At 73.2% G+C, this 23,719-nt stretch carries 24 protein-coding genes; 12 read left to right on the top strand and 12 right to left on the bottom strand.

The window, feature by feature from the left end:
* Window positions 1-78 precede the first annotated feature (78 nt).
* Window positions 79-489 carry a helix-turn-helix domain-containing protein gene (locus tag ACN9M0_RS23190; protein WP_399695930.1) on the top strand — a complete coding sequence of 137 codons (411 nt, stop codon included), beginning with the start codon at window positions 79-81 and terminating at the stop codon, window positions 487-489.
* Window positions 490-746: 257 nt separating this feature from the next.
* Here ACN9M0_RS23190 and ilvA read toward each other — a convergent pair whose 3' ends face one another.
* On the bottom strand, window positions 747-1,976 hold the full coding sequence (gene ilvA / locus ACN9M0_RS23185) for a threonine ammonia-lyase (RefSeq protein WP_366036177.1): 1,230 nt from the start codon (window positions 1,974-1,976) through the stop codon (window positions 747-749).
* A gap of 149 nt (window positions 1,977-2,125) precedes the next feature.
* Here ilvA and ACN9M0_RS23180 point away from each other — a divergent pair, with 149 nt between their 5' ends.
* From ACN9M0_RS23180 to ACN9M0_RS23170, 3 genes are read left to right on the top strand one after another with little or no spacing between them, the layout of a single operon-like run.
* Window positions 2,126-2,644: a MarR family winged helix-turn-helix transcriptional regulator gene (locus ACN9M0_RS23180; protein ID WP_366036176.1), complete on the top strand. Its 519-nt coding sequence runs from the start codon at window positions 2,126-2,128 to the stop codon at window positions 2,642-2,644.
* 31 nt (window positions 2,645-2,675) lie between these two features.
* Window positions 2,676-3,146, top strand: coding sequence for a sigma factor-like helix-turn-helix DNA-binding protein (locus tag ACN9M0_RS23175; protein ID WP_426404125.1), 471 nt, complete (start codon window positions 2,676-2,678; stop codon window positions 3,144-3,146).
* Entirely contained in the window at window positions 3,143-3,394 is a 252-nt protein-coding gene (locus ACN9M0_RS23170) for a hypothetical protein (protein ID WP_366036174.1), read from the top strand. The genes ACN9M0_RS23175 and ACN9M0_RS23170 overlap by 4 nt, the downstream gene beginning before the upstream one ends.
* A 283-nt stretch (window positions 3,395-3,677) precedes the next feature.
* Here the strand turns inward: ACN9M0_RS23170 and ACN9M0_RS23165 are convergent, their stop codons facing one another.
* Window positions 3,678-4,832: a cystathionine gamma-synthase gene (locus ACN9M0_RS23165; protein ID WP_366036173.1), complete on the bottom strand. Its 1,155-nt coding sequence runs from the start codon at window positions 4,830-4,832 to the stop codon at window positions 3,678-3,680.
* A 72-nt stretch (window positions 4,833-4,904) separates the two neighbouring features.
* On the opposite strand from ACN9M0_RS23165, the gene ACN9M0_RS23160 reads away from it, so the two are divergent.
* The 4 genes from ACN9M0_RS23160 to msrA all read left to right on the top strand — a co-directional run bounded on the left by ACN9M0_RS23160 (window position 4,905) and on the right by msrA (window position 9,809).
* Entirely contained in the window at window positions 4,905-6,014 is a 1,110-nt protein-coding gene (locus ACN9M0_RS23160; protein WP_366036172.1) for a hypothetical protein, read from the top strand.
* Between the two features lie 176 nt (window positions 6,015-6,190).
* Entirely contained in the window at window positions 6,191-7,789 is a 1,599-nt protein-coding gene (locus ACN9M0_RS23155) for a M48 family metallopeptidase (protein WP_426404124.1), read from the top strand.
* Between the two features lie 52 nt (window positions 7,790-7,841).
* Entirely contained in the window at window positions 7,842-9,050 is a 1,209-nt protein-coding gene (locus ACN9M0_RS23150; protein WP_426404123.1) for a hypothetical protein, read from the top strand.
* Between the two features lie 96 nt (window positions 9,051-9,146).
* Complete coding sequence (gene msrA, locus ACN9M0_RS23145; protein WP_426404122.1) at window positions 9,147-9,809, top strand: peptide-methionine (S)-S-oxide reductase MsrA; 663 nt, start codon at window positions 9,147-9,149, stop codon at window positions 9,807-9,809.
* 16 nt (window positions 9,810-9,825) lie between these two features.
* Here the strand turns inward: msrA and ACN9M0_RS23140 are convergent, their stop codons facing one another.
* Window positions 9,826-11,160 (bottom strand): BTAD domain-containing putative transcriptional regulator, encoded by a 1,335-nt coding sequence (locus ACN9M0_RS23140; protein WP_426404121.1) that lies wholly within the window; start codon window positions 11,158-11,160, stop codon window positions 9,826-9,828.
* Between the two features lie 108 nt (window positions 11,161-11,268).
* On the opposite strand from ACN9M0_RS23140, the gene ACN9M0_RS23135 reads away from it, so the two are divergent.
* The gene (locus tag ACN9M0_RS23135) at window positions 11,269-11,913 is read left to right on the top strand and encodes a hypothetical protein (RefSeq protein WP_426404120.1); all 645 of its coding nucleotides are present in this window, start codon (window positions 11,269-11,271) and stop codon (window positions 11,911-11,913) included.
* On the opposite strand, the gene ACN9M0_RS23130 is transcribed toward ACN9M0_RS23135, so the two are convergent.
* Together ACN9M0_RS23130 and ACN9M0_RS23125 are read right to left on the bottom strand one after the other, a co-directional pair.
* Window positions 11,906-12,253 carry a DUF1330 domain-containing protein gene (locus ACN9M0_RS23130; protein WP_366036166.1) on the bottom strand — a complete coding sequence of 116 codons (348 nt, stop codon included), beginning with the start codon at window positions 12,251-12,253 and terminating at the stop codon, window positions 11,906-11,908. The genes ACN9M0_RS23135 and ACN9M0_RS23130 overlap by 8 nt on opposite strands.
* Window positions 12,254-12,386: 133 nt before the next feature.
* Window positions 12,387-13,439, bottom strand: coding sequence for an NAD(P)-dependent alcohol dehydrogenase (locus tag ACN9M0_RS23125; RefSeq protein ID WP_366036165.1), 1,053 nt, complete (start codon window positions 13,437-13,439; stop codon window positions 12,387-12,389).
* A 127-nt stretch (window positions 13,440-13,566) separates the two neighbouring features.
* Here ACN9M0_RS23125 and ACN9M0_RS23120 point away from each other — a divergent pair, with 127 nt between their 5' ends.
* Window positions 13,567-14,433 carry a helix-turn-helix domain-containing protein gene (locus ACN9M0_RS23120; RefSeq protein WP_366036164.1) on the top strand — a complete coding sequence of 289 codons (867 nt, stop codon included), beginning with the start codon at window positions 13,567-13,569 and terminating at the stop codon, window positions 14,431-14,433.
* A 96-nt stretch (window positions 14,434-14,529) separates the two neighbouring features.
* Here ACN9M0_RS23120 and ACN9M0_RS23115 read toward each other — a convergent pair whose 3' ends face one another.
* Window positions 14,530-15,798 (bottom strand): L,D-transpeptidase, encoded by a 1,269-nt coding sequence (locus ACN9M0_RS23115; protein WP_366036163.1) that lies wholly within the window; start codon window positions 15,796-15,798, stop codon window positions 14,530-14,532.
* Window positions 15,799-15,979: 181 nt separating this feature from the next.
* Window positions 15,980-16,318 (bottom strand): hypothetical protein, encoded by a 339-nt coding sequence (locus ACN9M0_RS23110; RefSeq protein WP_366036162.1) that lies wholly within the window; start codon window positions 16,316-16,318, stop codon window positions 15,980-15,982.
* A 111-nt stretch (window positions 16,319-16,429) separates the two neighbouring features.
* On the opposite strand from ACN9M0_RS23110, the gene ACN9M0_RS23105 reads away from it, so the two are divergent.
* Window positions 16,430-16,699: a hypothetical protein gene (locus ACN9M0_RS23105; protein WP_366036161.1), complete on the top strand. Its 270-nt coding sequence runs from the start codon at window positions 16,430-16,432 to the stop codon at window positions 16,697-16,699.
* Between the two features lie 67 nt (window positions 16,700-16,766).
* On the opposite strand, the gene hutH is transcribed toward ACN9M0_RS23105, so the two are convergent.
* Both hutH and ACN9M0_RS23095 read right to left on the bottom strand, forming a co-directional pair.
* The gene (hutH, locus tag ACN9M0_RS23100) at window positions 16,767-18,308 is read right to left on the bottom strand and encodes a histidine ammonia-lyase (RefSeq protein ID WP_366036373.1); all 1,542 of its coding nucleotides are present in this window, start codon (window positions 18,306-18,308) and stop codon (window positions 16,767-16,769) included.
* A gap of 336 nt (window positions 18,309-18,644) precedes the next feature.
* On the bottom strand, window positions 18,645-19,088 hold the full coding sequence (locus ACN9M0_RS23095) for a PaaI family thioesterase (RefSeq protein ID WP_399695923.1): 444 nt from the start codon (window positions 19,086-19,088) through the stop codon (window positions 18,645-18,647).
* 145 nt (window positions 19,089-19,233) lie between these two features.
* Between ACN9M0_RS23095 and ACN9M0_RS23090 the strand changes: the two genes are divergently transcribed.
* A complete protein-coding gene (locus ACN9M0_RS23090) occupies window positions 19,234-20,145 on the top strand; it encodes an ADP-ribosylglycohydrolase family protein (protein ID WP_366036159.1) in 912 nt (303 codons plus the stop codon).
* 40 nt (window positions 20,146-20,185) lie between these two features.
* On the opposite strand, the gene ACN9M0_RS23085 is transcribed toward ACN9M0_RS23090, so the two are convergent.
* The 3 genes from ACN9M0_RS23085 to ACN9M0_RS23075 form a co-directional block, all read right to left on the bottom strand.
* Window positions 20,186-21,352 (bottom strand): GGDEF domain-containing protein, encoded by a 1,167-nt coding sequence (locus tag ACN9M0_RS23085; protein ID WP_366036158.1) that lies wholly within the window; start codon window positions 21,350-21,352, stop codon window positions 20,186-20,188.
* A gap of 96 nt (window positions 21,353-21,448) precedes the next feature.
* Window positions 21,449-22,237 carry an enoyl-CoA hydratase/isomerase family protein gene (locus tag ACN9M0_RS23080; RefSeq protein WP_426404119.1) on the bottom strand — a complete coding sequence of 263 codons (789 nt, stop codon included), beginning with the start codon at window positions 22,235-22,237 and terminating at the stop codon, window positions 21,449-21,451.
* Between the two features lie 60 nt (window positions 22,238-22,297).
* Window positions 22,298-23,446, bottom strand: a complete 1,149-nt coding sequence (locus ACN9M0_RS23075; protein WP_366036156.1) for an adenylate/guanylate cyclase domain-containing protein — start codon at window positions 23,444-23,446, stop codon at window positions 22,298-22,300.
* Between the last annotated feature and the right edge of the window lie 273 nt (window positions 23,447-23,719).

The raw sequence follows: 23,719 nt of genomic DNA, 5'->3' as shown, positions 1-23,719 counted from the left end.
GACGCGAGGGACGACCGGGGGTGCTCCGGTTGTGCCGGGTGCGACGCGACGACGCCCTGGGCCGAGCTGGCCGCCGAGATGCGCCGCATCAAGTGCGCCACCGAGCTGAGCTACGGCAAGCTCGCGCAGCGCACCCACTACAGCCGCTCCTCGTGGGAACGGTTCCTGAACCAGAAGCAGTTGCCCTCCCGGGTCGCGGTCGAGGAGTTCGCCGCGGCCGCCGGGACGGATCCGGGCCCCCTCCTGCTCCGCCTGGAGCGCTCCCTCGCGTTCGAGACGGCCGCCCGCGCGGCCGCCGCCCAGGACGGCGTGCGGGGAGGCGTACGGGACGGGGAGCCGGCGCTCGCCTCCGCGAACCCGGCCCCCGGGCGGGACTCCGGCCTGCCGCGCCTGGGCCGGCCGCTCGGCCTGCTCGCGGCGGGCGCCCTGGTCGGCGGCGGCCTGGTGACCGTCCTCAACCGCGCGTCCCGGCTCCGCAGGGGCCTCTGAGACGGGGCCTTGGGGGGCGGGGCCTGGGGCAGGGCCTTTGAGGGGCGGGGGCCTCTGGGGGGGGCGGGGCCCCTGAGACGGGGCCTTGAGGCGGAGGAGGCGTACGTACGCGTGGGCGCCGTCCGACTCGTACGTCGCGGGACTCGGCGACTCGTACACGCGGCGGCAGCCGACTCGTACGCGCGGCGGCAGCCGACTCGTACGCGCAGTGTCAGCCGACTCGTACGCGCAGTGTCAGCCGACTCGTACGCGCAGTGTCAGCCGAGCACCGTGTAGCCGGCGTCCCGCAGCGCCTCCTCCACCTCCCGGCAGTGCTCCGGGCCCTTCGTCTCCAGGTGCAGCTCGACCTCCGCCTCCGTCAGGCCGAGGCGCGGATCGGTCCGTACGTGGCTCACGTCCAGGACGTTCGCGTCGACCACCGTCAGCACCGCGAGCAGCGTCGCGAGTGCCCCCGGCCGGTCCGTGACGCGCAGCCGCAGGCTCAGGTAGCGGCCCCCGGCGGCCATGCCGTGCCGCAGGATCCGCTGGAGCAGCAGCGGGTCGACGTTCCCGCCGGAGAGCACCGCCACGACCGGCCCCCGGAAGGACTCCGGGTCGCTGAGGAGGGCCGCCACCGGGCTCGCGCCCGCCGGTTCGACCACCAGCTTCGCCCGCTCCAGGCAGAGCAGCAGCGCCGAGGAGAGCGCGTCCTCGGAGACCGTACGGACCTCGTCGACGTACTCCTGGATCAGGGCGAACGGCACGTCGCCCGGGCGCCCGACCTTGATCCCGTCCGCCATCGTCACCGGCGAGTCGATCACCACCGGGTGCCCCGCGGCCAGCGAGGGCGGGTAGGCGGCCGCGCCCTCCGCCTGGACGCCGATCACCTTCACGTCCGGGCGCACCGACTTCACCGCGAGCCCGATGCCGGCCGCGAGACCGCCGCCGCCGATGCCCACGACGATCGTCCGGACCTCCGGGCACTGCTCCAGGATCTCCAGGCCGACCGTGCCCTGCCCCACGATGATGTCGGGGTGGTCGAAGGGGTGGATGAAGACAGCGCCGGTCTCGCGGGCGTACTCCTCCGCCGCCGCGAGCGTCTCGTCGACGACGTGGCCGTGCATCCGGACGTCGGCGCCGTACTCCCGGGTCGCGGCGACCTTCGGCAGCGGGGCGCCGACCGGCATGAAGACGGTGGCGTGCACCCCGAGCAGCTTCGAGGCGAGCGCGACGCCCTGCGCGTGGTTGCCGGCGGAGGCCGCGACCACCCCGGCCGCCCGCTCCTCGGGCCGCAGCCCGGCGATCCGTACGTACGCCCCGCGCAGTTTGAAGGAACCGGTCCGCTGGAGGTTCTCGCACTTGAGGTGGACCGGGGCTCCCACCAGCGAGGACAGGTGGCGGCTGCCCTCCATCGCCGTCACCCTGGCCACCCCGCCCAGCATCTTCTGCGCCCCCCGCACGTCGTCGAGCATCAGCCGGTGCAAGGGGTGTGGTGTACGGAAGCTCATGACAGCAAGTCTCGCAGCTCACGGCCCCCGTGGCCGCCCGGCGGACGGGCCGCCGGACGGGTTTGCGCAGCGCCGGTACGGACCCCGGCGGGGCCGCGTACTCTGTCCCCCACCGACCGACCACCCCCGCACGAGAGAGACCCACAGCCATGCCCAATTCTCAGGACATGACGGCGCTCGACCCCGGTCTCCTCGATGCCCTCCAGCACCAGGTGGCCGTCTTCGCCCGCCGGGCCGAGCAGACCCGCCTCGGCGGCACGGGCCAGCTCCGCAACTCCATGGACCGGGCGGCCTACCTGCTCCTCAACCGCCTCGACCAGGAAGGCCCGATGGGCGTGAAGGCGCTCGCCGCGGGCATGGGGATCGACTCGTCCACCGTGACCCGCCAGGTGGCCCCGCTCGTCGACACCGGCCTGGTGAAGCGGACCTCGCACCCGGAGGACGGGCGCGCGGTCGTCCTCCAGCTCTCGCCGCGCGGTCTCGCGCGCCTGGAGGAGGTCCGCTCCTCACGCCGCCAGCTGATGGTCGAGGTCACGGAGGGCTGGACGCCCGACGAGCGGGAGTCCTTCTGCACCCTGCTCACCCGCTTCAACACCGCCCTGTCCGCACGGCAGTCGGCGCACACGGGCCACGCACCGTCCGGGACCGAGTCCGCGCAGACCTCTTGACCCCGCACCCGCGCTGTCCTCAGATGAGGAGGTGCGAGAGCATCAGCGCGGGCGGAGCGCCGAACACGCCCACCGCACCCGGGAGTTCGACGCGTTCGTGGCCGGGGCGGCGGGCCGGCTGCTGCACGCCGCGACGCTGCTCACCGCCGAGACCCGCGCCCACAACCCGTACGCCCAGGCCCTGCTGACCGCGTCCCTCGCGTACACGTACGCGGTGTGGGACCGGCTGCGCGACGAGGACCCCTACGACCTCGCACGACGCGACCTCGCCGGCCGCTTCGCGCGCACCGCCTGGCGCCACCACGGCGGCCAGGGCGGGGTGCTCTCCGTGCTCTCCCCGCAGGAGCGGCTCGTCGTCGTCCTGCGGCTGTACGAGGGGGTCGCCGAGGAGCAGGTCGCGGCGCTGCTCGGACTGTCCGAGGCCCGGGTCCGCGTCGTGTGCGCCCGCTCGGTCGCCGCGCTCAGGGCCTCCGCCCGGGGCGCCGGCGGGGCCGCCGCGTGAGCCGGCACGAGGACAAGGAGGCGGCGGTCCGGCGGCTGCTCGACACGCCGCACCCGCCGGTCCCCCGCGACCTCGCGCTGCGGGCCGCCACGCGCGGGGCCCGGCGGCGCCTCCACGCGCGGCGGGTGCGGCGCGTGCTGTGGGCGCTGGGCGCGGTCGCCGTGCTCGCCTTCGTGGTGTGGGCGTCGGTGACCCGGCCGTGGGAGATCCCGCCGGCGGAGACGACACCGCCACTGGAAGGCTGGTGACGGCGGAGACGACGGCGCGGCTCGAAGGCCGGTGACGGCGAAGACGACGGCGCCGCGCGAAAGCCGGTGACGCGAAGACGACGGCGCCGCGCGAAAGCCGGTGACGCGAAGACGACGCCGTCTTTTTCGGAGCCTGGTGACGGCGGAGGCGACACCGCCTCTTCTGAGGCTGGTGACGGCGGAGGCGATGTCGCTGCTCGAAAGCCGGTGACGGCCCGAGGCGGCACCGGCTTTTCGGAGGCTGGTGACGGCCGGGATCCCCCGGCCGTCACCGCCGGGCCGACTAGCCCAGTGCCTGGCGCAGGTCGGCCAGCAGGTCCTCGACGTTCTCGATGCCCACCGAGAGGCGGACCAGGTCGGCCGGGACCTCCAGGGCGGAGCCCGCGACGGAGGCGTGGGTCATCCGGCCCGGGTGCTCGATGAGGGACTCGACGCCACCCAGCGACTCACCGAGGGTGAAGAGCTGCGCGCGGTTGCAGACCTCGACGGCCGCGTCCTCGCCGCCCTCCACGCGGAAGGAGATCATGCCGCCGAAGGAACGCATCTGCTTGGCCGCGACCTCGTGCCCCGGGTGCTCCGGGAGGCCCGGGTAGAGCACCTGGGTGACCTTCGGGTGCTGGGTGAGCATCTCGACGATCTTCGCCGCGTTCTCACTGTGCCGGTCCATGCGCACGGCGAGGGTCTTGATGCCGCGGAGCACGATCCACGAGTCGAAGGGACCGGCGACCGCGCCCATCGCGTTCTGGTGGTAGGCGAGTTCCTCGCCGAGCGCCTCGTCGGCGGTGACCAGGGCGCCGCCGACGACGTCGGAGTGGCCGCCCATGTACTTGGTGAGCGAGTGCACGACGACGTCCGCGCCGAGCGCCAGCGGCTGCTGGAGGTAGGGCGAGGCGAAGGTGTTGTCGACGACGAGCTTCACGCCGGCCTGGCGGGCGACGCCGGCGACGGCCTCGATGTCGGTGATGCCGAGGAGCGGGTTCGACGGGGTCTCGACCCAGATCAGCTTCGTACGGTCGTTGACCGCACCGCGCACCGACTCGATGTCGGAGGTGTTCGCGACGGAGAAGTCGACGCCCCAGCGCTCCACGACCTTGGCGAAGAGCCGGAAGGTGCCGCCGTAGGCGTCGTTCGGGATGACGACGTGGTCGCCGGGCGCGAGGAGCGTGCGCAGCAGGCAGTCCTCGGCGGCCAGGCCCGAGGCGAAGGCGAGGCCGCGGCGGCCGCCCTCCAGGGCCGCGAGGTTCTCTTCCAGGGCCGTACGGGTCGGGTTGGCGCTGCGGCTGTACTCGTAACCGCCGCGCAGCCCGCCCACGCCGTCCTGCTTGTAGGTGGACACCTGGTAGATGGGCGGGACGACCGCGCCGGTCAGCGGGTCGGCGGTGTTGCCCGCGTGGATCGCGCGGGTCTCGAAACTCTGGTGGGAGTGCTGGTCGCTCATGGGTCAGGAGCGTAGTCCCGAGAGCCGCCCGCCGCTTCGTTCGTCTCACCGGGTGTCCTGGACAATGGACACATGGACATTCTGTGGTTCCTGATCGCGCTCGGCCTCCTGTTCGGCGTCCTCGGTCCCTACCTGCTGCGCCGCCGGGGCGGCGGCGGGATCCGGCAGGTCGCGCCGGGGGCGCCGGACGCGGCGGACCCGGAGGCGTACGGATTCGTGCGGCAGGAGGAGCAGGACGTGCGGCTGCCCGGCGCCGACGACGAACTCCTCCATGTGCTCGACGTCGTCCAGGCCACCCAGGACTGGCGGCCGGCCTCACGGCTGCTCGCCGCCACCGGCGCGGCGGGCGAGGTCCGCTGGCAGCGCGTCCAGGCCTTCGCGGGCGCGGCCTCCCTCGAACTGCAGGAGCGGCCGGGCGTCGGCGGGGCGTGGCTGCGGACCTGGCGGGCGGAGGCGCCGGAGGACGCGGGCGGCGCGGCCGTGCACGCCGAGTTCCTGGTGCAGCAGGCGTGGCGCTCCTCGTCGGCCGGGACGGACGACTTCCGGATCATCCTGGAGGAGGCGCTCAAGGTCACCGAGGAGGCGGCGCTGCTCGCCCCCGGCGACCCGGTGCCGTACATCACGCGGCTGGCCGTGGCACGCGGACTCGGGTACGGGCACGAGCAGTTCGACCAGGTGTGGGCGATGGTGATCGACCGCGCGCCGGAGCACATGGGGGCGCATCTGGCGGCCCTGCACTACTGGTGCGAGAAGTGGCACGGTTCGCGCGAGGAGGCCGACCACTTCGCGACGACGGCCGCGGCGCGCGCCCCGCGGGGTTCGCTGCTCGCCGCGCTGCCGCTGTTCGCGGTGTTCGAGCACGTGCCGGACGTCGTGCTGGTGCAGGACTTCTGGCGTACGGCGGTGGTGGCCAAGGCGATGGACGGCGCGCTGTACGCGGTCCACTCGGCCCGCGCCGACGACCCGATGCTGGCGCACGTCCGCCATCTCCTCGTCTGGTTCCTCGTCCGCTCGGAGCGCTGGGCCGAGGCGATGCACCAGCTGGTGCGGGTCGACGGGCACGTGGGCGCGGTCCCCTGGACGCTGAGCGGCGACCCTGCGGCGGAGTTCACCGTCTTCCGGAACCTTGCGGTCGCGGGCTACGAGGCGAACGGCGGCACCCCGGCGACGCTGCCGCGCTGACCTCTCGTACCGGCGGACGGGCGTACGTACGGGCGACCTGACGGACATGGGTGTGGCAACCGGAATCGAGTGGACGCCCTCCTCGCCCGTACGCGATACTCCGCACTCCCCCCACGCGTTTCGAACAGTTGTTTTCGGCATCTCGCCGACCCTTTCCCGTGGGGGGACTCTGCCCGATGGGCGCGACCCTGCGTGCCGTGCGCGCGCTCGTACTGCTCTCCGGTTTCTACCTGCTCGGCCTCGGCCTGCTCGCCCTGCTCGGCGCCGCCGACTGGGCCGCCGTCCTGTGGGCGCCGGCCGCGATCCGGATCAAGATCCTCATCGTCTCCGTACTCCTCGCGATCCCCGTCGTACGGGGCATGGCGATGCTGCGCACCCCGCGCGACGAGGAGCCCGGCGGCGTCCTCGTCACCGAGGCCGACGAGCCGCGGCTGTGGGCGACCGTCCGCGAGCTGGCCCGCGAGGTCGGCACCCGCGCCCCGGACGAGATCCGGCTGACCTCCGACGTGAACGCCGCCGTCACCGAGGACGCCCGCCTCCTCGGCCTCCTCGGCGGGGTCCGCAGGCTGTACCTGGGCCTGCCCCTGATGGCCGGGCTCGACGAGGCGGGGATGCGCGCCGTCCTCGCCCACGAACTGGGCCACTACGTCAACTCCGACACCCGGCTCGCCGGCCTCAGCGTGCGCGGGCGGGTCCAGGTCGGCCGCATGATCGAGCTGTTCCACGCCAAGGCCGACGCGAAGGTCGACAAGGAGCGGGCCCGCCAGGAGCGCAAGTCCGAGAAGCGGATCGCCCGCGGCAAGAAGGCCAAGGAGGTCGACACCGTGGGCGCCGGCGTCACCTACCGCACGATGGCGAAGATATACGGCGCGTACGGCCGGCTCTACCTGCGCTCCACCACCTCCGGCGCCCGCCGCCAGGAGCTCGCCGCCGACCTCGCCGCGGCCCGGATCGCGGGCCGCGACGCCACCGCGCGGGCCCTGCGCACCATCCCCGCGATCGACGCCGCCAACGACCACTACCTGTCGTCGTACGCCGCCCTCGGCACCGAGTTCGGGCTCCTGCCGGCGCGCGGCGAGGTCTTCGGCGGCCTGCGGCACCTCCTCGCGGCCCGCGCCGACGAACTCGCCGGGCTGTGCGAGGAGCTCCCCGACGAGCCGGCCTCCCCGTACGACTCGCACCCGCCGACCGCCGAGCGCGTCGCCCGCATCGAGGCGCTCCCCGACGACGGCCGCGCGGCGGAGGGCTCCGGACCCGCGCTCGGCCTGCTCACCTCGCCCGAGGCCGCCCTCGGCGCGATCGAGGACGTGTCCCTCACCCCGGAGGCCCAGCGGATGCGCCGTCTGGACTGGCCCGACCTGGTCCACGAGGCGATGAGCGCCCGGGTGGCCCAGGGCACGGAGGAACTGCGGGCGGCGGCGGGCGCGGCGGCGGACTCGCTTCCGGCGCTGCTCGACGCGTTCGACGCGGGCTCGGCCTGGGAGATCGCCGGCCGGCTCCCGAAGTCCGAGGAGGCCGCGGCGGCGACCGGCCGTGCGGCGCGCGAGTTCGGCCGGCCCGTGCTCCGGCGGGGCCTGTCGGCCCTGGTGACGGACGAGCTGCTGCGCTCGGGCCGGGCCCGCTGGGAGCTGTCCTGGTCCGGCCCCGCCACCCTGCGACTGCCCGAGGGGACGGCGGACGAGCTGCCGGCCGCCCTGGACGCGGCCACGGCGGACCTGCCGGACACGGGGCCGCTGCGCGCGCTGCTGACCCGGCTCGCCCCGCTGCCGCTCTGACCGGCACCCGTTCACCCCGTCCACGAAGGACCGAGAAGGAATCGACCGACTGATGGCCCGTCTCATCCCGCTGACCGTGATCGCGGTCTGCGTCTACTTCTGGCTCAAGTCCCGCCGCGCCGCGAAGAGCGGCGGGTCCGCGGCCACCGTCTCCGGGGCCTCGGCTTCCGGGTCGTCCGGTTCCGGGTCGTCCGGTTCCGGGTCGTCCGGTTCCGGGTCGTCCGGTTCCGGGTCGTCCGCGTCCGGGGCCTCCCGGAAGGCGAACGCCGAGGCCGCCGCGCGCCTCGGGCTGCTGCCCGCCGACCGCCTCGACACCGAGGAGATCAACCCGCCGTCGCCGGAGGACGCCGCCGTCACCGAGGCGCTGCGCGCGGGTGACTGGGCGGCCGGCGCCGCATACGTGGAGGAGGCGGGCCGCGACTGGTACGAACGCGACCGGCGGATCAGCCTCGTCGCGGAAGCCGCCGTCGAGGACGACGCCTGGCTGCTCGCCTGGCGCCGCGAGCGTCCGGAGGACCCGGCGGCGGCCGCGGTGCACGCCTCCTCGCTGGTCTACCTGGCGTGGGAGATCCGCGGCTCCAAGCAGGCCCGGCACACCACCCAGGAGCAGTTCGCCTCCTTCCACCGGGTCCTCGAGGAGGCCCGCGAGGCCTTCGCGCGGGCGCAGGAACTGGCGGGCGACGACCCGACCCCGTTCATCGACGAGCTGCCGCTCGCCATGGGGCTCGGCTATCCGCACGAGGCGTTCGAGGCGATCTGGACCGAGATCGAGAAGCGCGATCCGCACCACTACTCGGCGTACGTCAGCGGCGTGCAGTACTGGTGCCGCAAGTGGTGCGGCTCGCACGAGCAGGCGCTCGCGTTCGCCCGGCGCGGGGCGGACGGGGCCCGGCCGGGGGACATGCTGACCATGTTCCCGCTGGAGGCGTACTTCGAGCAGGAGTCGTACGAGAGCGGCATCGAGCCCCAGGAGTTCTACAACCGGCCCGAGGTGGTCGCCGCCACCGACGCCGCCCTCGCCGACCTGGCGGCGGCGGAGCAGCTGCTCGACGCGCGGGACCCGCGGATCGTGCGGACCCGGCACCTGGTGGCCTGGATGCTGTACTGGCAGGACCGCTACGAGGAGGCGCTGGCCCAGTTCCTGCTGGTGGACGGGTACATCGGTACCCGGCCCTGGAACTACGCGGGCGACCCGAAGGCCCGGTACACCAAGGTGCGGGACTACACGGCGGCGCAGGTCCTGAAGGCACGCGGGGCCTGACGGCCGCGGACAGTCGGTGGGCACGCGGCGGGGCCGGGAATCCCTCCCGGCCCCGCCGCGTTGTGCCTGTCGCCGACCGTCGAGGAGAGATGCAGCATGTTCCTGTCCCGCACCCCCGTCCTCCCCACTCCCGACCAGGCCCTGCGCGGCCGTCCCGATCCGGAGTTCTCCGTGCCCGAACGCCACACCGTCCTCGGCAACCCGCTGCTCGGCCCGTACCCGGAGGGCCTGGAGGTCGCCGACTTCGCGCTGGGCTGTTTCTGGGGCGCGGAGCGCAAGTTCTGGCAGACCGAGGGCGTCTGGACGACGCTCGTCGGCTACCAGGGCGGCTACACGCCGAACCCGGCGTACGAAGAGGTCTGCTCCGGCCTGACCGGGCACACCGAGGTCGTCCGCGTCGTCTTCGACCCGTCGAAGGTCTCGTACGAGTCGCTCCTGAAGCTCTTCTGGGAGTCCCACGACCCCACCCAGGGCTTCCGCCAGGGCAACGACGTCGGCACCCAGTACCGCTCGGCGATCTACACCCACTCCCCCGAGCAGGCCACGACGGCCGAGGCGTCCCGCGAGGCCTACCAGAAGGTCCTGACGGGCTCCGGCTACGGCGAGATCACCACCCACGTCCTCCCGGCCGACGAGACCCGCCCCTTCTATCCTGCTGAGGCCTATCACCAGCAGTACCTGGACAAGAACCCGGCGGGCTACTGCGGCATCGGTGGCACGGGCGTGTCCTGCCCGATCGGTGTCGCGAAGGCCGAGTAGGGCCCCGGGGTCGGGCTCAGGACCGGGCGCCGCCGCAGGTTGCCGTCGAGCACCAGCGGCGGCGGCCGGTCGTGTCCAGGAAGAGCCAGCCGCAGTCGTCGCTCGGGCAGGCGCGGAGGGTGAGGCGGCGGGGGTCGGCGAGGAGGTCGGCGGCGGCGCGGGCGGTGGCGAGGAGCGGGAGCCGCAGGCCCGTGGCGGGCGGGAGGCGCCAGTGGGCGAGGCCGTCCTCGTCGAGGTTCAGGACCGCTGCGCGGGCGGCGTCCTCGGCGACGGCCGCGACCGTGCGGAAGGCGCGGAGGTCGGCCGGGGTGGTGAGGCAGGCGTAGAGGGCGGTACGGAAGGCCTTCGCCTCCACGAGGGCGTCGGCGGCCTCCGTGGGGCGAGCGCGGGCGGTGGCGAGGAGCCGGTCGACGAGGGGGTCGTCGGCGAGGGCCTGGTGGCCGGCCCAGACGGCCAGGGTGCGGTAGGTGCGGAGCCAGTCGGAGCCCGGTAGGGCTGGCGCGCGGTGCCAGCCCGCGTACGTGTTGCAGAACTCCAGGGCCGGGTGGCCGCCGGTGGACCAGGGCAGCCACTCCTCGCGGACCCGGACCGCGTAGAGCGGGGCCGGCGGGCGGTCGAGGCGGGGGTCCGCGTTCAGGATGCGTTCGTGCAGCGTCGTGAGGGCCGGGCCGGGTTCGATGCCGAGTTCGGTGACGAGGTGGTCGCGGGTGGCCCTGTGGAGTTCCAGGGCCTCGGCCTGCCGGCCCGCGCGGTAGAGGGCGGTCATACGGGCGGCCACCAGCCGCTCCCTGCCCGGGTGTTCGTCCGCGAGCGGGGTGAGGCCGGCGAGGACCCGTTCGTGGAGGCCCATGGTGAGCTGGGCCTCGGCGCGCTGTTCGAGTGCGGTCAGGCGCAGTTCGGCGAGCCGTCCGCCGAGCCGGTCCCGCTGGGTGTCGTCGAGGGTGTCGGCGAGGAGCGGGCCGCGCCAGAGCGCGAGGGCGGCGTCGTGGCAGCGGACCTGTTCACCGGGGTCGGCGGCGAGGGCGGCCCGGCCGGCGAGGTCGAGGAACTCCCGGACGTCCACGGTGTGTCCGGCCACGTCGGCCGCGTAGCCGTCGTGGCGGGTCTCCACGGTCACGCCGTACGGCTTGAGCGCGGAGCGCAGGCGGCCGACGTAGGTGTGGAGGGTGGTGCGGGCACCGGCGGGCGGGGTGCCGTTCCACAGGAGGTCGGCGAGCCGGTCGATGGGGACGGGGCGGCCCGCCTCCAGGAGGAGGACCGCGAGCAGGCACCGCTCCTGGCGTCGGCTCCCGAGCCGCACGCGGCGCCCTTCGTGGCGGGCCTCGAAGGGGCCGAGAAGGGTGAAGTCCATGGTGCCGGTCACCCTAAGGGGTGAGTCGGAGGGTGGTCAGGATGTGGTCAGGCGGCGGGAGGAGGGTGACGTCCGGTCACGCACTTCCCGTCTCACCGAGGAGTTCTCATGAAGCGACGCGTTCTCGTCGCCCTGGCGGCCGCCGGCGCCCTGCTGACGGTCACCGCCCCCGCCGGGGCCACCGGGACCACCGGGACCACCGGGTCCGCCGGGTCCGCCGGGGCCACCGGGACCACCGGGTCCGCCGGGGCCACCGGTACCACCGGGTCCGCCGGGTCCGCCGGGTCCGCCGGGGCCACCGGTACCACCGGGGCCACCGGGACCACCGGCGGCTGGGAGCCGGCCCCCTCGCCCTCCTGGTCCTATCCGGCCGGCGCCCGCTGCGACTTCGCCGTCCAGGGTTCGCCCGTGGTCGACGAGGTCGTGCGACGCACTCTCGCCACGTACGAGGACGGTACGAAGCTCGTGGAGTACAAGGGCGACCTGGTGGTCCGGGTCGTCAACTCGGCGACCGGTGCCTCGTACGACGCGGACGCGAGCGGCCGGGCGGTGGTCGAGATCCGTCCGGACCGCTCCCAGTCCTGGTACGTGGTCGGGCCGATCCTCGCGGGCTTCGGCGAGGGCGGCGGGAACGTGCCGCGCGGTCTCTACACGGTCGACGGCGCCTACACCCTGGAGGTCTCCCCCACCGGGTACAAGACCCTGAACCTGCTGCACGGGTCGACCGACTCCCTGTGCGCGAGGGTCAGTTGACGGCGGCTCGGAGGCGGCCCGCCGTCGCGGCCGTCTCGTAGCCCTCCGGGACCCCGTCGATCAGGAGGAGGTCGCCGGGCATGTGGCGGGTGCGGAGGGGGAGCAGGGCCTGGTAGGCCTCGGAGTCGTACCACGCGCGGGCGTCCTCGTACGCCGGGAAGCCGACGATGACGAGGCCGCCGGGCCAGCTGCCCTCGCGGACCTCGCGGGCGGGCGTGCCGTGCACGAGGAAGCGGCCTCCGAAGGGGTCCAGCGTGGACTGGATCCGCTCCATGTACGTGAGGACCTCGTCGTGGAGGTCGGCCGACGGGTGCAGGTTCGCTATCGCGTATGCGGTCATGGGAACAGCGTGCCGGGGCACGGCGTCCGGGTCGATTACCCCGGACGTCATGCCCCGGACGTCATGCCCCGGACGTCATGGCCCGGACGTCATGGCCCGGCCATCATCGCCTGGGCCCCCGGCCGCCGCGGGATCAGATCGTGGCCGTGTCGATCACGAAGCGGTAGCGGACGTCGCTCTTCACGACCCGCTCGTACGCCTCGTTGATCTGGTCCGCGCGGATCAGTTCGATCTCGGCGCCCAGGCCGTGCGCCGCGCAGAAGTCGAGCATCTCCTGGGTCTCGGCGATGCCGCCGATCATCGAGCCGGCGAGGGTCTTGCGGCCGCCGATGAGGGAGAAGAGGCCGATCTTGACGGGCTCCTCGGGGGCGCCGACGTTCACCAGGGCGCCGTCCGTCTTGACCAGGCTCAGGTAGGCGTCGAAGTCGAGCGGCGCCGAGACCGTGGAGATCACCAGGTCGAAGGTGCCGGCGAGCTTCTTGAAGGTCTCCGGGTCGCCGGTCGCGTGGAAGTGGTCGGCGCCCAGCTTGAGGCCGTCCTCCTGCTTGCGCAGCGACTGGCTGAGGACGGTCACCTCGGCGCCGAGGGCGTGGGCGATCTTGACGCCCATGTGGCCGAGGCCGCCGAGGCCGACGATCGCGACCTTCTTGCCGGGGCCGGCCTGCCAGTGGGCGAGCGGCGAGTAGAGGGTGATGCCGGCGCAGAGCAGCGGGGCGGCCTCGTCGAGCCCGATGCCCTCGGGGATGCGCAGGGTGTAGTTCTCGTCGACGACGATGTGGGTGGAGTAGCCGCCGTAGGTCGGCTCGCCGTTCTTGTCGAGCGCGTTGTACGTGCCGGTCATGCCGCCGGTGCAGTACTGCTCCAGGCCGCGCAGGCAGTACTCGCACGCGCGGCAGGAGTCGACGAAGCAGCCGACGCCGACGCGGTCGCCGACCTTGAACTTCGTGACGCCGGGGCCGGCCTCGGCGACGATGCCGGCGATCTCGTGTCCGGGGACCATCGGGAAGATGCCCTCGCCCCAGCCGTTGGTGGCCTGGTGGATGTCGGAGTGGCAGATTCCGGCGTACTTGATCTCGATGAGGACGTCGTGCTCTCCGACGGGCCGGCGCGGCACGGTGGTGCGCTCCAGCGGGGCGTCGGCGGCGGGTGCGGCGTACGCGGGGACGGTGGTCACGTTCGTGGTCATGCGCCAAGCCTGCAGGAGGGCGGCGGCTTCACCCAGCCACCTGTTCTGCCTACGACCGGCGTGCCTACCACTGGCAGGGTCAGGAACGTACGTCCGTCGGCGCGGCCCGGCGGCGATAATGGGACGGATGGACCTCAGTGCCGAACTCAGTGAATTCCTGCGCTCCCGGCGGGCCCGGCTGAAGCCGCAGGACGTGGGCCTGCCCGAGTTCGGGCGGCACCGGCGCGTGCCGGGGCTCCGCCGTGAGGAGCTGGCGCAGCTGGCCGGGGTGTCCGTGGCGTACTACACCCGGCTCGAGCAGGGCAACGGGCGGAACGTGTCCATGGAGGTGCTCGACTCCATCGCGCGGGCCCTGCGGCTGAGCGACACCGAGCGGGCGCATCTGACGCATCTGGCGAAGCCGACGGTGAAGAAGCGGCAGCGTGCGGCGATCGCGCGTCCGCAGCGGGTGCGGCCGGGGCTCCAGCACCTCCTGGACGCGCTGGACGGGGTGCCTGCGTTCCTGCTGGGCCGCCGGGGCGACATCCTGGGCTGGAACCGGATGGCGCGGGCACTGATGGGCGACTTCGCCGCCTGGGAGCCGGGCGACCGGAACATGGCCCGGATGATCTTCCTCGATCCGAACGCGCGCGATCTCTACGTCGACTGGGAGTGCAAGGCGACCGAGGTCGTGAGCGTGCTGCGGCTGTACGCGGGCTGCTACCCGGACGATCAGCAGCTGCTCGCGCTCGTGGGCGAGCTGTCGGTGCGGAGCGAGGAGTTCCGCTCGCTGTGGGCGGCGCACACGGTGACCGACAAGGGGCACGGGACGAAGCGGCTGCGGCATCCGCTGGTGGGCGAGATGACGCTGGCGTACGAGTCGCTGAAGGTGGCCGGAGACGATCCGGACCTGGTCCTCGTGACGTACCACGCGGAGCCGGGGACGCCCTCGGCGGACGCGCTGCGGCTGCTCGCGCAGTGGGGCGTGGACGAGCCCGTGGACGTACGGGACTGACGGACGGACGGCCCCTCCCGCGCGGGAAGACCCCTCTCCTGCGCAGGAAGGCCCCCTCCCGGTGCGGGAGGGGGCCTTCCTGTGTGCCTGCGGGGGTCAGACGGCCGAGCCGGCCTTCCACTCCGACCAGCTCAGGTTCCAGCCGTTGAGGCCGTTGTCGGGCTTGATCGTCTTGTCGTTGGAGTTCTTGACGATCACGACGTCACCGACCATCGAGTTGTCGAAGAGCCAGGCGGCCGTCTGGTTCGGGTCGCCCGCGCCCTTGACGTCGGCGAGGCCGACGCAGCCGTGGCTGGTGTTCACGCTGCCGAAGATCGACCGCGCGCCCCAGTAGTTGCCGTGGATGAAGGTGCCGGAGGTGGACAGGCGCATGGCGTGCGGCACGTCCTTGATGTCGTACTCGCCCTTGCCGTCGTCGTCGGTGAAGCCGACGGTGGCGCCGTTCATCCGGGTCTCCTTGAACTTCTCGGAGATCACCATCTGACCGTTGTAGGTGGTGTTGTCCGGGGAGCCGGCGGAGATCGGGATGGTCTTGATCGTCTTGCCGTCCTGCTTGACCGTCATGGTCTTGGTGGCGACGTCGACGGTCGAGACCTGGTTGCGGCCGATCTTGAAGGTGACGGTCTTCTGCTGGACGCCGAAGACGCCGTCCGCGCCCTCGACGCCGTCGAGGTCGAGCTTCAGGGTGACGGTCGAGCCCTCGGTCCAGTACGCGTCGGGGCGGAAGTCGAGACGCGTCGAGTTGAACCAGTGCCCGACGACCTCCTGGCCGGAGCTGGAGGAGACCGTGATGCCGCCCTGGACGGCCTTCTTGTCGCTGATCGCCTTGTTGAAGTTGATCGAGACCGGCATGCCGACGCCGACGGTCGAGCCGTCCTCGGGCGTGAAGTTGCCGATGAAGCTGTTCGCCTGCGAGACGGTGGTGAACGAGGAGTTCTCGTGGGCCTCCAGGCCCTCCGCGTCGGTGGCGGTGGCGGCGATCTTGTAGACCGTGGCCCGCTTGAGCGCCCCGCTCGGCTTCCAGCTGAGCCCGTCGGCCGCTATGTCGCCCTTGACCTCGACGCCCTCGGCGGAGGTCATGGTGACCTGGGTGAGCTTGCCCTCGGTCACGGTGACCTTGGCGTCGTTGTTGATGGAGGCGTTCTGCGCGCCGTTCTTCGGCGAGATGGTGATCTGCGCCTTGGAGGTCTTCTGCGCGGCCGCCTCGTCGACCTGGGCCTGTGACTGCGGCGTCGCGGAACCGGAGGCGCTGCCGCCCTTGTCCCCGTCGTTGCACGCCGAGAGCACGAGTACGCCACCGAGCACCGCGGCCGCGGCCGCCAGGCTCCTGCGGCGCTTGCCGACCGTCATCACACGCTTCTCCATCGTCGCCGGTTCCCTGCCAACTTCTTCTATGAACGCCCATGACACCCCGTCCGGTTCCATGACCGGAGGGTTTGTGGGGAACACCACTGATCCACACGCACGGGCCCGCCGTCCGGTTCCCGGGGCGCGGAAAGACCCCGGGACGCCGTCCCGGGGCCTGTGAACAGGGCGGATTCCGGCCCTACGGCCGGTCGTCGTCTTCCTCGTCCCCATCTTCCTCGCCGAGGTCCCACTCCAGCGCATCGGGGTCGTATTCGATCTCCTCGCTGCTCCAGGAGGCCTGGACCATCTCGATCCCGGGGACGTCGCGGATCAGGTCGAAGGGCTCGACGAGGTAGGCGAGGGCCTCGGCGCTGTCCTCGCGCGCCGCCTCGCGCGCGTGCACCCGCTCCTCCTCGGGCATGAACTCGTCGCCGTCGATCCGGGCCTCGGCGGCCTCGGTCAGTTCGGCGGGTCCGTCGATCTCCAGGACGACATCGACGCGAAGGCGGACATAGCGTGCGGTCTCAGATGTACTCATGGGTCGGAGCGTAGGCGGCCGGAGGCCCTCGGCTTTCCCGCGACCCGCTGTGTTCCGTAGCATCGGCGCACCGACCAATTCGCGGTTTCCGCAAGGGGGATCGAAATTTCCGTGTCCGCCGCCCGACGCCCACTGCTGACCGCCACCGCCGCGGGGACGCTGCTGTGCGCCCTGTGGTTCGTGCCGTCCGCGAACGCCACCGACCAGCACGGCGGGGTGCGGATCGGGGTGACCCAGGAAGGTCCCGTCCTGGACGACGGGCGCCTGGCCGAGACCGGGGACGGGGACACCACGCCGTACCTGCTCGGCGGGACGGGTTTCCTCGGCGTCGGGGCGGGTTTCGTGGCGCTCGCGATGCGGCGCCGGGGCCGCGCCTCCTGACGGTGCTCCCGCACGCGTGAAGGGCCGCCCCCGGTGATCGGGGGCGGCCCTTCGGTGTCGTTCGTGCCTACGCCAGCGGGCCGGTGACCGGCTCCACCGCCGCGACCAGCTTTCCTTCGCGTACGAAGGTGTCGGCGGCGGCCAGGTCGGGGGCGAGGAACCGGTCCGGGCCGGGCCCCTCGACGCCGGCCGCGCGAAGGGCGTCGATGGCGGCCTGCGAGGCGGGCGCCGGGGTGAGGCCCTCGCGGAGCTCGACACCGCGGGTGGCGGCGTACAGCTCGACCGCGATGATCCGGTTGAGGTTGCCGATCGCGGTGCGCAGCTTGCGGGCGGCGGACCAGCCCATCGAGACGTGGTCCTCCTGCATGGCGGAGGACGGGATGGAGTCGGCGGAGGCCGGGACGGCGAGCCGCTTCATCTCGCTGACCAGGGCGGCCTGCGTGTACTGGGCGATCATCAGGCCCGAGTCGACGCCGGCGTCGTCCGCGAGGAACGGCGGGAGGCCGTGCGAGCGGTTCTTGTCGAGGAGCCGGTCGGTGCGGCGCTCGGCGATGGAGCCGAGGTCGGCGGCGGCGATCGCGAGGAAGTCGAGGACGTACGCGACGGGGGCGCCGTGGAAGTTGCCGTTGGAGCGGACCTGGCCGTCCGACAGGACCACCGGGTTGTCGACGGCGGCGGCGAGCTCGCGCTCGGCGACGAGCCGGGCGTGGGCCATGGTGTCGCGGCCCGCGCCGGCGACCTGCGGGGCGCAGCGCACCGAGTAGGCGTCCTGGACGCGGGGGGCCTCGCCCGCCTGGGCGTGGCCGGTGAGGCCGGAGCCCTTGAGCACGGCCAGCATGTTGGCGGCGGAGGCGGCCTGGCCGGGGTGCGGGCGGATGGCGTGCAGCTCGGGTTCGAGGACCTTCTCGGTGCCGAGGAGGGCTTCGAGGGAGAGCGCGGCGGTGATGTCGGCCGACTTGTAGAGCGTGTCGAGGTCGGCGAGGGCCATGATCAGCATGCCGAGCATGCCGTCGGTGCCGTTGAGGAGGGCGAGGCCCTCCTTCTCCTTGAGCTCGACGGGTGCGATGCCGGCGGCGGCGAGGAGCTCGCCGGCGGGCTTGACCACGCCGTCGGGGCCTTCGGCGTCGCCCTCGCCCATGAGCGCGAGGGCGCAGTGGGAGAGCGGGGCGAGGTCGCCGGAGCAGCCGAGGGAGCCGTACTCGTGGACGACCGGGGTGATGCCGGCGTTGAGGACGTCGGCCATGGTCTGGGCGACCTCGGGGCGGACGCCGGTGTGCCCGGAGGCGACGGTCTTCAGCCGGAGGAACATCAGGGCGCGGACGACCTCGCGCTCGACGCGCGGGCCCATGCCGGCGGCGTGCGAGCGGACGATGTTGCGCTGGAGCTGCGCGCGGAGCTCGTGGCTGATGTGCCGGGTGGCGAGCGCGCCGAAGCCGGTGGAGACCCCGTAGACGGGCTCGGGCTTGGCGGCGAGCGCGTCGACGATGGCCCGGGCGGCGGCCAGGGCGCTCACTGCCTCGGTCGACAGCTCGACGCGGGCGCCGTGGCGGGCGACGTCGATGACGTCCTGCGGGGTCGTGCCGGACGTGCCGAGGACGACTGTCTGCATATCCATATTCAGCACCCTACGGATTGAAGACCGACATGTCACTAGTCGATTTCGTCACCGGCCCTCCACGGGACGGCCCCTTACCGGACGGATCCTCACCCCTGCGCTCCCAGTCTGCGCCTCAGCGGCCGGCGAGGCGGCGCCGGACCCCGCCGTAAGCCGGCCCGTCCACACCACCGACCCCGCCGTAAGCCGGCCCGTCCACACCACCGACCCCGCCGTAAGCCGGGTGGAGCTGCAACGGCACCAACGCCCAGGTGAAGCTCGACACCTGCGACAACAGGAGCTACGGCTCCTACTTCGACCTGTGGAACATCGTCCACTCGGACGTGTGAGCTAGGCAGCCGGCTCCGGCGGGGCCGTGTCGGCGACGGAGATCGTGCCCTGGGCGATCGCGCAGAGCGTCTCGTTGCCGTCGGAGTCCAGCATGAACAGCTCGCAACGGCAGACGACCCGGCTCCGGCCGGGTCGTACGACCTGGGCGCGGGCCCGGAGCGTCTCGCCGCGGGCGGGGCGCAGGTAGTCGATGGTGAACCCGGCGGTGAGCAGCCCGGTGCCGGCGACCGTGCCGGCGGCGAAGGTGAGCGTGTTGTCCGCGGCGTAGCTGAGGACACCGCCGTGGACGAAGCCGTTCTGCTGTCGGAGCTCGTCGCGGACGTCGAGCTCCAGTACCGCGACCCCGTCCCCGAAGGCCGTCAGCCGGGCGCCCAGGTAGGTGCTGAAGGGCTGCGCGGCCAGCACCTTCCGCGCGCGTTCCAGATCAGGCGTGTAGGCGTTCATCCGACCTCACTTCACTAGTCGACCGAGCATCACGGCGCGCCGAACGCCCTGTCAAGATCACCCTTGTCGTCACGCGACACCGCACCCTGCGCGTCCTGGCCAAAAGCCCAGGACAAGAGTGGATCCGCGCCGGAATACTGCGCCCATGCTCAACACCCCGGCAGCTGTACTGGACTCATTGCACGGACTCGCCTTCGGTGACGCCTTCGGAGACCGTTGGTTCGGCATCCTGCGCCGGGAAGGCACGGAGGTCCTGGAGGCGCGGACCCTGCCTCCCGAGCCGCTGTGGCGGTGGAGCGACGACACCGCCCAGGCGCTCGTTCTCGTACGGGAACTCGCCGAGGGTGACGGCACCGTCGACCAGGACCGCCTCGCCGTGCGCTTCGCGGCCGCCTACGCCGATGACACGCACCGTGGTTACGGGGCCTCGATGCACGACGTGCTCCGCCGCATCGGCGCGGGCGAGCCCTGGCGGGACGTGGTCTCCGGACAGTTCGGCGGCCAGGGCTCCTGGGGCAACGGCGCGGCCATGCGCGCCGCTCCGCTCGGCGCCTGGCACGCCGCCGACCTCGACGCGGTCGCCGAGCAGGCGGCCCGTCAGAGCGCGGTCTCGCACCACCACCCGGAGGCGGTCGCCGCGGCGGTGGCGGTCTCCCTCGCCGCGGCGCTGGCGACCCGCAGCCGGGGCGGACAGGCACCCGCCCGGCCGGACTTCCTCAGGGCGGTCGCCGAACGGCTCCCCGACAGTGACGTCCGGTCGGGGCTGCGGATCGCCGCCCGGATGCCGGAACGCACCTCGGTCCGGCACGCGGCGGAGGTCCTGGGCTCCGGCTACCGGATGTCCGGGCCCGACACCGTCCCGTACGCGCTGTGGTGCGCGGCGAGCCACCTCGACGACCTGCACGAGGGCCTGTGGTTCACCGTCGCCGGGCGCGGCGACATCGACACCACCTGCGCGATCGCGGGCGGGGTGATCGCCGCCCGCACGGGCGTCGCCGGACTCCCCCCGGCCTGGCACGCGGCCCGTGAACCGCTGCCTGTGGTCGTGCCGGGGTAGGGACACCCGCCGGCCCCGGTTCGTACGGGACCACTCGTCCCTAGAGGTCCTTCGGGGGCTCCGCCGCCGGGGTGTCGAGATCCTTCGGCAGCTCCGCCGTAGGGGCGTCCCGGAAGCGGCGGCGGTCGCGGGCGCCGGGGGGCGCGTCGGCGAGGCGGATGACCGTGCCGTCGCGGCCGGCGACGACGGGCTTCGACGAGCGGTCGGCCTTGGCCTGGTACTGGGCCGCGTCGGCGAGCCGGAAGAGGCGCCGGGCCGACCTGAGGGGGCCGATGGGGTCGCCGGTGGACGCGACCCCGCAGGCCACGCCCTCGCCGAGCTCCAGCTCCGCCGCCCGTACGCACAGCTCCTCGGCGACCGCGACGACCTCGTCCGCCGTCGGGCCGACGGTGAGCAGGCAGAACTCGTCGCCGCCCAGGCGGGCCGCGAGGGCGCCGGGGAGCCTGGCGCCGCAGCGGGAGAGGACCGAGCCGAAGCGTTCGAGGAGGCGGTCGCCGACGGCGTGGCCGTGGGTGTCGTTGACGCGCTTGAGGCCGTTCAGGTCGCAGACCACGAGGCTCACGACGGAGCCGTCCGCCCGGTAGCGCTCGATGGCCTCGTCCAGGCGGGTGTCGACGGCCCGCCGGTTCGCGAGGCCCGTCAGGGGGTCGGTGAAGGCCAGCTTGCGGACCTCCTCCAGGCGTTCGGCCTGGGCGATGCCGGCCGCGACGACCGCCGCCAGGACGGTCGCGAAGTCGGCGTCCTCCCGGGTGAAAGGTTTCTGCTGCGGTGGGCGGGCCACATACAGCTCGCCCCACGCGCGCCCGTGCAGCACGATCGGGGCCACCACACAGCAGCCGCGCCCCCGCCGCCGCAGGCCCACCACCCGGCCGGTCGGCAGGGAGTCGGCGGCCGTCTCCACCCACGCGTCCGGCTCGCCGCCGCCCGCCCACTGCTCGTGCAGGAACTCGGTGATCTCGGGGAACTGGTGCACCGGATACGTCTCCGAGTCCGGGAACTCCTCCTCGCCGACGGCGCGGTCCCCGGCGTTCACCAGGACCTTGAGGCGGCCGTGGTCCCGCTGCCAGACGGACAGGGCGGCGAAGCTCCCGTCGAGTCCGTCGCAGGCCCCGAGCGCCGCCGCCCGCCAGAACTCGCGCGGGGTGTGCGCCGCCGCCATCCCCTGCGCCAGCGCCACTACGGCCCGCAGCCGCACGTCCTCACCCATTCCTCCAGCTTAGGGAGGTTTGATCCGTTTTCCCCTCCGAGACGTCACCGTAAGTCACATTTGGTACAAAACGGTAGAAGTGCCTCGACCGGACGCCTACTCGCCCGGCCAGTTCGGCTTCCGCTTCTCGTTGAAGGCCGCCACGCCCTCCGCCCGGTCGCCCGAGAAGGCCACCGAACGCCAGGCCGCGTCCTCGACCTCCAGGCCCGCCCGCAGGTCCAGGCCCTGACCGAGCCGCATCGCCTTCTTCGCGGCGCGCAGGCCGACCGGCGAGTTCGCCGCGATCCGCCCGGCGAGCTCCAGGGCCGCCGTCCGCGCGTCCTCCTCCAGCACGTCGACGAGGCCCAGCTCGCGGGCCTCGGCCGCCTCCACCCGGCGGGCCGTGAAGACCAGCTCGGCCGCGCGCGCCGCACCGACCCGGCGCGGGAGCAGCTGTGTACCGCCGCCGCCGGGGATCACGCCCACGGAGACCTCGGGGAGGCCGACGACGGCGGTCGCGTCGGCGACGATGACGTCGCAGGCGAGCGCCAGCTCGAAGCCGCCACCGAGGGCGAAGCCGTGCACGGCGGCGACGGTCGGCATCGGCAGCTCCAGGACGCCGGTGTAGGCGGCGCGGGCGGTCGGGCGCTGGCGGACGAGCTCGGCGTCGGTGAAGGAGTTGCGCTCCTTCAGGTCGGCGCCGACGCAGAAGGCGCGGTCGTTCGAGGAGGTCAGGACGGTGACGCGGACGTCCGGGTCGGCGGCGAGGGCGTCGCAGGCGACGCCGATGGAGCGGGCCATCTCGGAGGAGACGGCGTTCATGGCCTTGGGCCGGTCGAGGACCAGCTCCGCGACGTGACCGTCCTTCCGGACCACCACGAACTCACCAAAGCGCTGCTCGGACATGACCGCACCCTCCCGGTTCGGGCCTGTTAACGGCTGTTAACAGGCGTTCACCGGGAGATCCTAAGTCGGGCGGCGGCTCAGGAGCCAGGGTTCGACGACGCCGAGGCCTCGGACCGGGCGCTGCCACATGGGCTGGAGCGCGAAGCGGTACGTGGCGGCCTGGCGGCCCTCCTTCTCGGCGCGGGCCGCCTCCTCGGCCGCCTCCGCCTCCGAGGCGGGCGCCTCACCGGTCCTCGTCAGCTCCTCCGCGAGCGCGCCGTCGACGAGTACGGCGTCCTTGGGGGCTATCGAAGTGAGGCGGCTGGCCAGGTTCACGGTGGTGCCGAAGACGTCGCCCATCCGGGTCGTCACGGTGCCGAAGGCGATGCCGACGCGCAGCGCGGGCATCGTCTCGTCGTGACCGAGGGTCTCGATGAGCCGGAGCGCGATCTCGGCGGCCGTGCCCGGGTCGTCGGCGCAGTACAGCACCTCGTCGCCGAGGGTCTTGATCAGCCGGCCGCCGTGCGCGGCCACGAGGTCCGCGCAGGTGGTCTCGAAGGCCTCGACGAGCTCGCCGAGCTCCTCCTCCTCCAGGCGGCGGGTCAGCCGGGTGAAGCCGACGAGGTCCGCGAAGCCGACGGCCAGCCGGCGGTCGACCATCTCCTCGTCGTCGGCGGCCTGGACGACCCGGCCGGTGGCGGCGGCGAGCTGCCGGCGCCACACGTAGATCAGGAACTCCTCCAGCTCGGGCAGGAGCAGCTCGACCAGCGGGTACGTGACCTCGGTGCGGGTCATCCCGGGCTCGGGCGGCTCGGTCAGGCCCTCCAGGAAGGAGTCGATCTGCCATTCGGCGAGGCGCGCGGTGGTCTGCCCGGTGGAACGGGCGACCTGCACGGCCATCGGCTCGCTGAGCAGTCCGGCCTCGACGAGGCCGGCGAGCCGCCGCAGGGCGAGGACGTCGGCCTCGGTGAGCGCCTTGGCCTGGCCGATGTCGGCGAAGCCCATGGCGCGCCAGAAGCGGGAGGCGAGCTCCATGGAGACGCCGGCGGTGCGGGCGGCCTGGAACGGGGTGTAGCGGCGGTCCGCGCCGAGGATGAGCTGTTCGAGGCGGATGGCGAGGGGGTCGTGGCTCGGCTCGGCCGTGTGGTCGACCTCGTGGTGGGGGGTGGGATACGTCGGCGGCTCAGCCGGCTCGGCGCCGCCACCCGCGTTCGCGTCGTCGACGGTCACCGGCCGCCTCCTGCCCGTTCCCTGCCCACTTGTCCTGCCGATCTGTCGCCTGGATCGCGGTCCACGATACGGCAGCTGTGGAATGGCTCACGCCTGAACGGCGAGCCATTCCGTCCCATGGCCGGGGTACGAGCCCCAGGCCGTGCGGGTGCTCCCGGGTGCGCGGGCCCTCCGGGTGAACGGCCCGGAGGGCGCAGCGCGCGGCGGGTTCCGGTGTGCCCACCCGTTCCGCCCCCGAGGACTTCGTCCAGGGGGGACCCCCAGGCGGAACGT

Origin of the sequence: Streptomyces sp. R-07 (genome assembly GCF_049913175.1) — a bacterium.
In the GTDB taxonomy this organism is placed as follows: Bacteria; Actinomycetota; Actinomycetes; order Streptomycetales; family Streptomycetaceae; genus Streptomyces.
Note: the sequence above shows the minus strand (reverse complement) of the source record. Positions and strands in the feature narration are given on the sequence as shown.